Annotated in this window: 13 protein-coding genes and 1 pseudogene; 10 read left to right on the top strand and 4 right to left on the bottom strand. The window is 39.8% G+C overall.

The window, feature by feature from the left end:
* Positions 1-58 precede the first annotated feature (58 nt).
* Positions 59-535: an OsmC family protein gene (locus ACR2F7_RS07250; RefSeq protein ID WP_432712917.1), complete on the top strand. Its 477-nt coding sequence runs from the start codon at positions 59-61 to the stop codon at positions 533-535.
* A gap of 1 nt (position 536) precedes the next feature.
* Here ACR2F7_RS07250 and ACR2F7_RS07255 read toward each other — a convergent pair whose 3' ends face one another.
* Positions 537-1,304, bottom strand: coding sequence for an NlpC/P60 family protein (locus tag ACR2F7_RS07255; RefSeq protein ID WP_432712918.1), 768 nt, complete (start codon positions 1,302-1,304; stop codon positions 537-539).
* A gap of 66 nt (positions 1,305-1,370) precedes the next feature.
* On the opposite strand from ACR2F7_RS07255, the gene ACR2F7_RS07260 reads away from it, so the two are divergent.
* Positions 1,371-1,820, top strand: a complete 450-nt coding sequence (locus tag ACR2F7_RS07260) for a universal stress protein (RefSeq protein WP_432712919.1) — start codon at positions 1,371-1,373, stop codon at positions 1,818-1,820.
* A 63-nt stretch (positions 1,821-1,883) separates the two neighbouring features.
* On the opposite strand, the gene ACR2F7_RS07265 is transcribed toward ACR2F7_RS07260, so the two are convergent.
* Positions 1,884-2,234 (bottom strand): 4Fe-4S dicluster domain-containing protein, encoded by a 351-nt coding sequence (locus ACR2F7_RS07265; protein WP_432712920.1) that lies wholly within the window; start codon positions 2,232-2,234, stop codon positions 1,884-1,886.
* 75 nt (positions 2,235-2,309) lie between these two features.
* On the opposite strand from ACR2F7_RS07265, the gene ACR2F7_RS07270 reads away from it, so the two are divergent.
* From ACR2F7_RS07270 to dnaJ, 5 genes are all read left to right on the top strand, one after another.
* The gene (locus ACR2F7_RS07270; RefSeq protein WP_432712921.1) at positions 2,310-3,338 is read left to right on the top strand and encodes an acyl-CoA reductase; all 1,029 of its coding nucleotides are present in this window, start codon (positions 2,310-2,312) and stop codon (positions 3,336-3,338) included.
* A 36-nt stretch (positions 3,339-3,374) separates the two neighbouring features.
* Positions 3,375-3,578, top strand: a complete 204-nt coding sequence (locus ACR2F7_RS07275; RefSeq protein WP_432712922.1) for a fructose-6-phosphate aldolase — start codon at positions 3,375-3,377, stop codon at positions 3,576-3,578.
* Between the two features lie 2 nt (positions 3,579-3,580).
* Positions 3,581-4,264, top strand: a complete 684-nt coding sequence (locus ACR2F7_RS07280) for a cell division ATP-binding protein FtsE (RefSeq protein ID WP_432712923.1) — start codon at positions 3,581-3,583, stop codon at positions 4,262-4,264.
* A 125-nt stretch (positions 4,265-4,389) separates the two neighbouring features.
* Positions 4,390-4,998 carry a nucleotide exchange factor GrpE gene (locus ACR2F7_RS07285; protein ID WP_432712924.1) on the top strand — a complete coding sequence of 203 codons (609 nt, stop codon included), beginning with the start codon at positions 4,390-4,392 and terminating at the stop codon, positions 4,996-4,998.
* A gap of 4 nt (positions 4,999-5,002) precedes the next feature.
* Positions 5,003-6,184 carry a molecular chaperone DnaJ gene (gene dnaJ / locus ACR2F7_RS07290; protein ID WP_432712925.1) on the top strand — a complete coding sequence of 394 codons (1,182 nt, stop codon included), beginning with the start codon at positions 5,003-5,005 and terminating at the stop codon, positions 6,182-6,184.
* A gap of 366 nt (positions 6,185-6,550) precedes the next feature.
* On the opposite strand, the gene ACR2F7_RS07295 is transcribed toward dnaJ, so the two are convergent.
* Positions 6,551-7,453, bottom strand: a complete 903-nt coding sequence (locus tag ACR2F7_RS07295) for an ATP-binding protein (RefSeq protein WP_432712929.1) — start codon at positions 7,451-7,453, stop codon at positions 6,551-6,553.
* Between the two features lie 44 nt (positions 7,454-7,497).
* Here ACR2F7_RS07295 and ACR2F7_RS07300 point away from each other — a divergent pair.
* Positions 7,498-8,729, top strand: a pseudogene (locus tag ACR2F7_RS07300) (IS256 family transposase).
* Positions 8,730-8,746: 17 nt separating this feature from the next.
* On the opposite strand, the gene ACR2F7_RS07305 reads toward ACR2F7_RS07300, so the two are convergent.
* On the bottom strand, positions 8,747-9,517 hold the full coding sequence (locus ACR2F7_RS07305; RefSeq protein ID WP_432712926.1) for an AlbA family DNA-binding domain-containing protein: 771 nt from the start codon (positions 9,515-9,517) through the stop codon (positions 8,747-8,749).
* Between the two features lie 229 nt (positions 9,518-9,746).
* Between ACR2F7_RS07305 and ACR2F7_RS07310 the strand changes: the two genes are divergently transcribed.
* Both ACR2F7_RS07310 and ACR2F7_RS07315 read left to right on the top strand, forming a co-directional pair.
* Positions 9,747-10,652, top strand: a complete 906-nt coding sequence (locus ACR2F7_RS07310) for an ABC transporter ATP-binding protein (RefSeq protein ID WP_432712927.1) — start codon at positions 9,747-9,749, stop codon at positions 10,650-10,652.
* A gap of 5 nt (positions 10,653-10,657) precedes the next feature.
* On the top strand, positions 10,658-11,268 hold a 611-nt coding region (locus ACR2F7_RS07315), incomplete at its 3' end, for an ABC transporter permease (RefSeq protein WP_432712928.1).

Below are 11,268 nucleotides of genomic sequence, written 5' to 3' on the forward strand. Positions count from 1 at the left end.
TAAAAAAATTAGATTTCAGCATCAAAATGTTTAAATTGGCATAAACTAAGTATAAATTATGGCTAAGGAACATGAGTACCAAACTACCCTGGTTTGGGCTGGCAATAAAGGTTCAGGTACGATGGATTACAGGTCCTATGATAGAAGTTACATCATCTCCATCCAAAATAAACCCGACATACAGGGATCCTCAGATTCAGCATTTTTAGGCGATAAAACTAAACACAATCCGGAAGACCTTTTGGTGAGTGCTATTTCTTCCTGCCATATGCTCTGGTACCTTCATTTATGTTCTCAGGAAGGCATTATTGTATTGGAATATACAGCCAAAGCTATTGGCAAGATGCTGGAAAATGCCGATGGCAGTGGCCACTTTAAAGAAGTAACCATCTACCCTATCGTCACCATCACTGAGGATGCCCATGTAGAGAAAGCACAAAGCCTGCATGCTGAAGCCAATAATATGTGCTTCATCGCTAACTCCTGCAACTTCCCGATCAAACATGAACCTCAATGCCTGGTAGCAGCCAGATAAATTAGATAAACCTTTTAATGATACGCAGCTGATGCGAATATTGACGAAGCTCCTTATTGAAGATCCCTTGGTCGTCAAGAGGATCAATGCGCACCTTTGCCGAGGAGTGGATAATTTCGTTATTGCTCAACAACAGTCCTACGTGGGTTATACGCCCTTCTGCATTGTCAAAAAAGGCAACATCGCCACATTGGGCTTCCATCAGGAAATCCACGGTCTGGCCAACTTCCACCTGCTGAGCGGCATCTCTTGGCAGCTGTAAACCGGCCATTTTAAATACAGCCTGTACAAAGCCAGAGCAGTCAATGCCAAACAAAGTCCTGCCGCCCCATAAATAAGGTGCATTCTGGTAAAACAACGCAAGAGACTTCAGGTCAGGCTTTGTGTCCACTCCTGTTACTTGTACCGGTTCAAACTCTACCTTAAACTGCACTTCGCCAATCATACAAGTCCCATTAGAAAAACCGGGTAAAGGGCTCGTTGGGGCAAGGTAATACTTACTGCCATCAGGGGCAATAACCGCATTGTTAACGCTTAAAGGGGCCATGAAACCACTAGCTTCCTGTTTAACCGTTAAGGCAACTTGTCTAAAGTCTATCCATCCTTCATAACTATCTGTCGAAGTTTTGATTCTCCACCAGCGCTCCGTTTTTTCCAAAACCGTCACTTCTTCTCCAAATAAAAGCTGTGAAACAATTTCTGAACGGTCATTTGGCTCAGCTCTCATGGGAGCGATGGATACCCTGCAAGTTGCGTATTGTTCTTCCATAATTTTAACAAAGCATAAAAGTAAGCAGTTAAATTGTTATTTTTATGTACAAATAAGCCTATAACCATGAAGATACAAAAGATTTTGATTGCTGTTGATAACAGTACCTGTTCTGAAAAAGCCGCCAGAACCGGTTATGAAATTGCTAAAAACTATGGAGCTGAAGTTGCCCTGGTCAACATTATTGAACCTGTGCCGGCCAACATCAATCCTGATTTAACCTTGGCACCGGTATTTTTGGAAACCTATGATAACAGCGAAGAAAACAGTCACTTGCTGTTGCAGGAAATAGAAAATAAATTTAGCCAGGGTACTAAAACCACCTACCTGAGTGTGGTTGACAGTGCGGCACATGGCATTATCCAGCAGTCTGATGAATGGGGTTCAGACCTGATTGTCATCGGCACCTATGGCAGAACAGGCTTATACCACTTTTTAATGGGCAGTGTTGCTGAGCATGTGGCCAGAAAATCTGCGTGCCCGGTATTAATTGTGCCAAACAAGGCAGACGTATAGAAAACAATAAGGCCGGTTACATTGCTGTAACCGGCCTCTTTAATAAAATTATATAGGAATAAACTATCCCTCCTGGTGTAACCAGGCTTTTTTCGCTAACAATTCTTCTTCTGTTTCGCGAACATCTTCATCATCTACGCAGCAATCTACCGGACAAACTGCAGCACATTGAGGCTCATCGTGGAAACCTTTACATTCTGTACATTTATCAGATACGATGTAGTAAACCTCATCAGAAACCGCTTCCTGTGGTGCTTCAGCATCAATCTGTTGTTCACCAAAATCAATGATCCCATTTAAGTTGGTTCCATCAGAAAATCTCCAGGCAGAGCCGGCGTCGTATATTGCATTATTTGGGCATTCCGGTTCACATGCTCCGCAGTTAATACATTCGTCTGTTATTTTAATAGCCATGTCTTCGTGTATATCTTTTGCTAAGGTTAACTTTGCATGCAAATATAACACTTATACTTTAAAATTAGTTTCAATATGTCTTTCCTTAGTGCAGAAAAAATAATTATTGCTTTCAATAAACTTAGTACATTCTTAAAACAGCCTGATGAGCAATTAAAAAACCTTATTTTGTCGGCACCAAACCATAATGCATGGTTTACTACCGATGAGGTAGAGCGTTCATTATCAGCATTCCATACGATGCTCAATACAGAAGACCTGCAAACCTGGTTAAAGGATGTCAACATCAGCAAAAACCCTAAAAAAGTAGGGTTAATTTTAGCAGGCAACATTCCAATGGTCGGTTTTCATGATGTATTGTGTGTTTTAGCAACTGGAAACATAGCTTTAATCAAACTTTCTTCATCAGACAATAAGCTTTTGCCTGCAATATTGGCTGAATTGATCAAAATTGAACCTCTTTTTGCCGATAAGGTAGTATACACTGAAAGATTGAAAGATTTTGATGCCATTATTGCCACCGGCAGCAACAATACATCGAGGTATTTTGAATACTACTTTGGTAAAGTGCCAAACATCATCCGTAAAAACCGTAATAGTGTTGCCGTGTTGACTGGAAAGGAAACTAAAGAAGAAATTGAACAGTTAGGACATGACATTTTTGATTACTTCGGCTTGGGCTGCCGCAATGTTTCAAAAATCTATTTCCCTGAAGATTACGACATCAAAGATTTCTTTGAACCTCTAGAATCTTTCCAGCCTATTTTCAACCACTTTAAATATAATAATAACTACGATTATAATAAATCTATTTACCTGGTTAATGCAGCCACACACTACGACAATGGCTTTTTACTCCTTAAAGAAGATCAAGCCATCGCCTCCCCTCTTGCTGTTTTATACTATGAACGTTATAAAAATATAGCCGAGGTTACGCAAGCCTTAAACACAGCTGAGGATAACATTCAATGTGTGGTAACATCGGCAAAGCTGGAGCTAAATACAGGTGTGGCGGGCTTCGGCGAAAGTCAGCAGCCTAAACTTTGGGATTATGCTGATAACATCAATACCGTTGCTTTCCTTCAAACGCTGGCAGAAAATTAATACCCGTATATCATTTTGAAATGTTATTTTTGAACAATGTATGTGATCAAAGTAAAAGGCATAGCTAAAATTCCGGATTATGTACAGTTGCGTGATGAGAAATTTACCTTACTCGCATATTTTAGGGTAGACAGGCCGGATAAATCATTAGAAAAATTAGGCCTGGGCAATAAACTACCTTATATAATGGATATTGTTAAAGATTTGCCATTCGGACAAATTAAGAAATTAGATATATAAACATGGCAGGAAACGCAGTTATAAATTTAAAAAACGTTGATGTTTATCAGCAAAAACACCTGGTACTCTCCGACGTTAACTTAAGTATTGATAAAGGAGAGTTTGTATTTTTAATTGGCCAGACGGGCTCAGGAAAGAGTAGTTTACTGAAAATTATTTATGGTGAACTGCACATTAAAACCGGCGAAGGTGAAATTGCAGGCTTCGACCTTAAAAAGCTTTCAGATAGAGAGGTGCCTTATTTAAGACGTAAGTTAGGCATCGTATTTCAGGATTTCCAGTTACTGACTGACAGGACCATCGAAAAAAACCTGGAGTTTGTATTGAAGGCTACAGGTTGGAACGACAAAAACCTGATTCAGGAGCGCATTAAAGATGTATTAGATAAAGTGGGTCTTCGTTCTAAAATCAAGAAAATGCCACATGAAATATCTGGTGGTGAGCAACAGCGCATTGTTATTGCAAGGGCTTTATTAAACAACCCGGAAATTATTCTTGCCGATGAGCCTACAGGAAACTTAGATCCTGAAACTTCTGAAGAAATTGTGAACCTTTTGAAGCAAATAAGCCTTAATGGCACAGCCGTTTTAATGGCTACACATGATTACCACATTATACGTGCCCTTCCTTCAAGAATCATTAAATGCGAAGGTGGTCTGGTGCACGAAGACGCCACGTTCGTCTAACAAATTATGACATATTTTACGTTTTCAGCCATTCTGGTCAGTAGCTTTTAAATTAAACTGACAGGGTGGCTGATATACCCTATTGGCAGAGCTTTTGAGTTTACCCTGAAAAATTCTACTGAAACATGTTTAGCAAGAAGAAGAAAAACGATAATGAAAACCCTGTGGAAGGTACCCAAACTAGAACGCAGGAAAACGTTGAGCCGCTTAATGAAGAAGCAGCAACTAATGATACAGCAGAAGCAATGACTGAAGGCGGTTTGCCTGAGGTTCCGGCAGAGCCTACTGTAGAAGAGAAACTACAAGAAGAAGTTACAGCACTTAATGACAAGTACCTACGCTTGTTTGCTGAATTCGATAACTACAAACGTCGTACCCAAAAAGAACGCGTAGAGCTTTTGCAAACCGCAGGTAAAGATGTCATCATTTCCTTATTAACTGTATTAGACGATTTTGACCGTGCTCAAAAAGCAATGGAAAATACAACTGATGTTGCCGCAGTAAAAGAAGGTATAAACCTGGTACACCAGAAACTAAAAGGTCTTTTGGTACAAAAAGGCCTGAAAGAAATGGAAACCGTAAATACGCCTTTTGATACCGATCTTCATGAAGCCATTACAAAGATTCCTGCTCCTTCAGAGGACCTTAAAGGTAAAGTAATAGATGTTTTAGAAAAAGGATATACCTTAAACGACAAAGTAATTCGCTTTGCCAAAGTGGTAGTGGGCAGTTAATATTATGAGTAAGAGAGATTATTACGATATACTCGGAGTTAGTAAAAACAGCTCCGCGGATGAGATCAAAAAAGCTTATCGTAAGCTGGCGATCAAATTTCACCCGGATAAAAATCCAGATGACAAATCTGCTGAAGACAAATTTAAGGAAGCAGCAGAGGCTTATGAAGTTTTAAGTAATCCGGAGAAAAAACAACGTTATGACCATTACGGTCATGCTGGTGTTGGTGGTGCATCCGGTGGTGGCGCCGGCTATGGCGGCGGCGGCATGAACATGGAAGATATCTTTAGCCAGTTTGGCGATATCTTTGGTGGCGGAGGCGGCGGTGGCAGTCCTTTTGACAGTTTCTTTGGCGGTGGCGGCGGTGGCCAGTCCCGCGGAGGCAGACGTGTTGCTAAAGGCTCTAACCTTCGTATTAAAGTAAAACTCACCCTGGAAGAAATTGCCAACGGTGCAGAGAAAAAAATAAAAGTTAATAAACAGGTAGTTTGTAAAACTTGCGATGGTTCTGGCGCAAAAGATCGCTCTTCAATCAGCACTTGTAGTACTTGTGGTGGTAGTGGTTCTGTACGCAGGGTAACCAACACCATTTTAGGACAAATGCAAACTACGGCTACCTGCCCTACTTGTAATGGTTCTGGCTCTCAGATTACTTCTAAATGTAATTCATGTCATGGTGAAGGCACCGTTCGTGGCGAAGAAACCATCACCATCAACATCCCTGCCGGCGTTAGCGACGGCATGCAGTTGAGCATGAGTGGTAAAGGTAATGCTGCCCCTAACGGTGGTATTCCCGGCGATTTAATTATCCTGATTGAAGAAATCCCTCATGAAACATTAAAACGTGAAGGTAACAACATTGTGTACGACTTACATGTGAGCATTATTGATGCTGCTTTAGGTTACAGTGCTGAAGTACCAACCATTGATGGTAAAGCCAAGATTAAAATTGAACCTGGTACCCAAAGTGGCAAGTTATTGCGCCTAAAAGGTAAAGGTATTCCTGAAATCAATTCTTACCACCGTGGTGATGAGATTATTCATGTCAACATCTGGACGCCAAAAGCTTTGTCTTCGGAAGAAAGATCCCTGCTTGAAAAATTAAGAGAGTCTCCTAATTTTAAACCTCAGCCAGGTAAAAATGACAAGAGTTTCTTCGAGAAAATGAAAGAATACTTCGAGTAAGCAATTACACGATAAATAATAAACGAGCAAAAGCCCGGGTCATGACAAATGATCCGGGCTTTTTTTTATCTATCTCCCTGACTATTCGTAAACCATCATTGACCTATCCTTTGCTATTCACTAACGGATCACTAACTTATAAGCCGTGTTTATAACGGACTTCCTACGGGTTTGCTACCGGGTTGCTACCGAAAATCTGCAACCTAACCGCTACCTGGTCCCTACCTGCCCGGTAAGTAGTGGCTAAGAGTGATTACTTATAAGTTAGCAATGGGTAAGTAGGGGGTTATTTATTATTTACTTATACTACTGAATAGTATTGTTTTTGCTTACTTAAGCTGAAAAGTTGTCTTTTCTTGTGGAAATTCATTCCGCATTGATCAGGTCCAATATTCTTTTTCCTGCGGTTGTTATCATGTAGGTTTGATTTGGGCTTGTCTTTTCTTGTGGAAATTCCATTTTTACCCAGCCTAGCTCTACCAATGGATCTAAATATCTTGATCTATTTTTTGATTGATTTGATAAGTTCATCCGATTGAAAAGCACTGCTCTTTTCATCTTGTTGCTTAGAATTTTCAGCATTTCTCCAACTCTATCATGTATTTCTTCATTAAGTATAACTTGAGCTTCGATACTAGCTTGGTTACTAGCTTGGTTACCATCTTGGTTACTAAAACTAACTATTTCATTTAAATCATTAAATATCAATGAGTTTACTTGGTTACCATTATGATCATCAACCTGGTCAATTACACCCGCGTGAACAGGCAATGTTACTAATACATAAGTATGTTCATCTGTATTAAAAACAGGCAAAGGTGAACCGTTTATTTCCATTGCTTTATAAATAGTAGGGAAGCCAGTACCACGTCCCTCCGTTAACCGGAGTTCTTTTAAAAAATCACCAATACGCCTATTACGATATTCCCTGGCGATTATTCGTTTATAGGTGCTTAATATCTCAGCATTAACTGGAGGAATCGGTCCAGGGTGACTTAATATTTCAATCTTATCTGGCCAAACCTGCACTTCAATAGGAGAGCCTAATTCATAGCTTTTATGGTAAACAGTATTAGATAAAGTTTCTTCAATGGCATCATAAGGAAAATTATAAAAACGATCTGCTTCAGCTATATTTGGGCGTTTGATGATCTGTTCTGAAATGATGTATGTTTTAAGAAAGGATAAGGCATCCCGTAATTGTTTCTGTAATGGGCCTTTAAAATAAAATTCTTTAAAGTACTGAGACTGTAAAATGAACTGTGTCAGTTAAGAAATTGAGAATTTGATTTTTTAACTTTATGATACAGATTATGAGCGAGAACAATGACTTCGATTTTGAGCGTTTCAAAGCTGAGGCGATCAAAGGCATGTATGCTGGTAAGCCACTCAATGGTGAAAAAGGCATCTTTGCCCCCTTATTAAAACACTTTTTAGAAGCGGCCCTTGATGGTGAACTAGAATCCCATCTTCAAGAAGAAAAAGCGTCAGGATCAGCCAATAGGCGCAATGGCAAGATATCCAAACGCGTCAAAAGTATATCAGGAGAGTTTGATATTGAAACCAGCCGTGATCGTGCAGGGAGTTTTGAACCTGTAGTTTTGCCCAAACGACAGGTGATCATCACAGAGGAACTGGAAGAAAAAGTGATTGGGCTCTATGGCTTGGGTTTAAGCACCAGGGATATTACAAAATATATCAAAGAAATGTACCAAATGGACATCTCTGCTGCCACACTATCCTCTATCACAGACAAGGTAATCCAGCAATGAATGAATGGCGTCAGCGCCCTTTGGATTCAGTATACGCTTTCGTTTATCTTGATTGCATGCACTACAAAGTTCGTGAAGGCAGTGGCGTAATTACCCGTGCTGTATATAATATTCTTGGTGTCTCACTTGATGGAAAGAAAGATCTTTTAGGGATGTATTTATCTGAAAGCGAGGGTGCCAAATTCTGGCTGGCCGTTTTAACTGATTTAAAAAACAGAGGAATGCAGGATATGCTTATTGCTTGTGTAGATGGTTTAAAGGGGTTTCCTGAAGCAATAGCAGCAATCTTCCCAAAAACTGAAGTGCAAACCTGTGTGGTACATCAGATCCGTAACAGTTTAAGGTATGTGGCTGAAAAAGATAAGAAGCCATTTATGGCAGACTTAAAGCCCGTTTATCAAGCCCTTACTAAAGAACAAGGTTATGAAAACCTAATTGCTCTTGATGAGAAATGGGGCAAAAAATATCCTGTTCCTGTGAAGTCCTGGTATAATAACTGGGAATGTCTGGCTACATTTTTCAGGTTCGATGCTCATATAAGAAAGGTGATTTATACCACTAATACAGTTGAGGGCTTCCATCGACAGGTAAGAAAAGTTACCAAGACCAAGGGTGCTTTCACCTCAGATAATGCTTTATTAAAACTGGTTTTTTTGGTTGTACAAAGAGTAGCTGAGAAATGGACAATGCCCCTGCATAATTGGAACTTGACATTATCTCAGCTATACATTATGTTTGAAGATAGAATTAAGCTGCATTTGCAAAATGGCTAAGCCAACGCTGACACAGTTCAATTTACACTACCAAAGTACTTACCTTCTTGTTCCTGAAACCAAACTAATTCTATCCAAGTTCTTGAAAAGAATTTCTCCGGAGTCTTAGAAAAAAATAATAACCCGGCATTTACAGGCCGCAAATCTTCTATCGGTCCTTTTGCAATGTGCATGGTACGGCATAAATCCTCAAATGACATGTTCCTGCTTTCATCAAACAAATCACTTTTAATTTCCTGTAAATGTGCTTGAATTAAGCCCAAGTCAAAGTCTTGAATGGTAGCCTGATTATTAACACGATCATCAAAAAGAATACGAGCCGTGAGTTCTTGCAAACGTCTTAAATTTTCACCCTGTGCGACTATACTCCTGGAACCCACCCGAATATATGCCTGCCGCTGTGCACCTTTTCCTAAAGTTGTAGGTGCCATATAGAGCCGGTTATCACCCGCCGGACACCAAAGTATCAAAATATCTTGCCCTTCTAAAACATAAGGTTGAATGATAGGAAAATAATTAGGCTGTATCTTATGCCCTAGCTGAACAATTTCGCCCTGCAGTGCATCTATTTGATTTTGAACCAAACCTGCTGGAGGTAAAACTGGCTGTCCTTTACTTTCTGCAATACCAATAATAACATAACCACCGCCCCAGTTGTGAAGATCGTTTGCAAATGCACACATGGAGTGGATAATATCTTCTGGATTCCAACCTTTTTTGAATTCAAGTCTTTCCCATTCGATTGTACGACCATGTATCAACGATTCTATATTAATTGGTAAGCCCATAATTTTAATTGTTAATTGTAATTATTAATATATCAACGTTAATCACTTAGCGTAACCCAATATCCATTTTATTGTTGCAATGCTGTTAAAATTATTATTTACCCCTACCCTAACTAATTTTTAGAAATTCTGTAACCTTTACCTTAATTTAGATACTAATAAGTATAACCCTTGCTGACCATCAAGATCAGTAAAGATACGATTGAAATTAGCCCCTAAACCATTTGAAATGCTCCAGGTAAATAACATTGTAAAACAGTATGCTGCTCACCTTGCTTTAGATGATGTAAGTATTAACATTGAACAAGGCAAAATCTTTGGACTCCTTGGCCCTAACGGTGCCGGAAAAACATCCCTCATTAGAATTATCACGCAAATTACAGCACCCGACAGCGGTGAAGTTTTGTTTAATGGCAAGCGATTAAATGCTGATCATATTTCCCAAATTGGCTACCTGCCTGAAGAACGCGGACTCTATAAAAAAATGGAGATTGGCGAGCAGGTGCTTTACCTGGCTAAACTCAAAGGATTGAGCACACCCGAAGCCACCAAACGCATTAAATACTGGTTTGAAAAGTTAGAAATGGGTAGCTGGTGGAACAAAAAAGTGGAAGACCTCAGTAAAGGGATGCAACAGAAAGTACAGTTTGTAGCCACGGTTTTACACCAGCCTGAGCTGATTATATTGGATGAACCTTTCTCTGGTTTTGACCCTGTCAATGCGGATGTCATTAAAAATGAAATTCTCGAGCTCAACAAACAGGGTGCAACGTTTATCTTTTCTACCCACCGCATGGAATCTGTAGAGGAATTATGTGACCATATTGCCCTGATCCACCAAAGTAAAAAGATTCTTGATGGCGCGGTGTCAGACATTAAACAGCAATACCGTAACCACACCTTCTGGGTAGATTACCATGGTGCTTATAACCTTGCACAGGCCAATCCTGAGTTTAATGTTTTAGAAACTGCCAGCAGCAATGGCACTACTAAACTAAAGGTACAGCTAAGCCCTGCGCAGAACGCAAACCACCTGTTGCAGGCATTGTTGCCTCATGTGGAGATCAACAGGTTAGATGAAGTGATACCCACTATGAATGACATTTTTATTGACAAGGTTAAACCAAAAAACTAAACACCATGAATAAAGTCTTACTCATTATACAAAGGGAATATATGTCGAGGGTTAAAAAGAAATCCTTCATTGTGATGACCCTGCTTACCCCTCTCCTTATTGCCGGATTTTATGGCATGATGTTTTACTTTACCTATCGGGGTATGGAAGGCAGCCAGAACAAAATTGCCGTTATCTCAGAAAACAAAAGCCTCACCGAAAAGCTTCCTGCAAAAAAGAACAGGACTTATGTCTATGTTAACCAGCCTTTAAAGGAGATGAAAGCTTCGCTGGGCAAATCTGGTTATGATTATATTCTTTACCTGCCAGATTTTAAATTAGACCATCCCCAGGGCATCCAAATATTAGGTACTAAACAAGCGGGTTTAACTTTAGGCAGCAGCATTTCTAACGATATTGAAGAGCTAATCAGCATGCAGAAGCTGAAATCTTCGGGCATTTCACAAAATGACCTCGACAAGCTAAAAACTGAAGTAGACATTGATACCAAGAAAATCAATGAAGCAGGTCTTGAAGAAGATTCAAGTGCTGGGGCAAGCACCATTGTAGCCTATATTGCTGGTGTTTTTATGTTTATGTTCATTATGCTTTATGGCGTACAGGTAATGCGCGGGGT

It is taken from the genome of Pedobacter sp. (assembly GCF_045628745.1).
Taxonomy (GTDB): Bacteria; Bacteroidota; Bacteroidia; order Sphingobacteriales; family Sphingobacteriaceae; genus Pedobacter.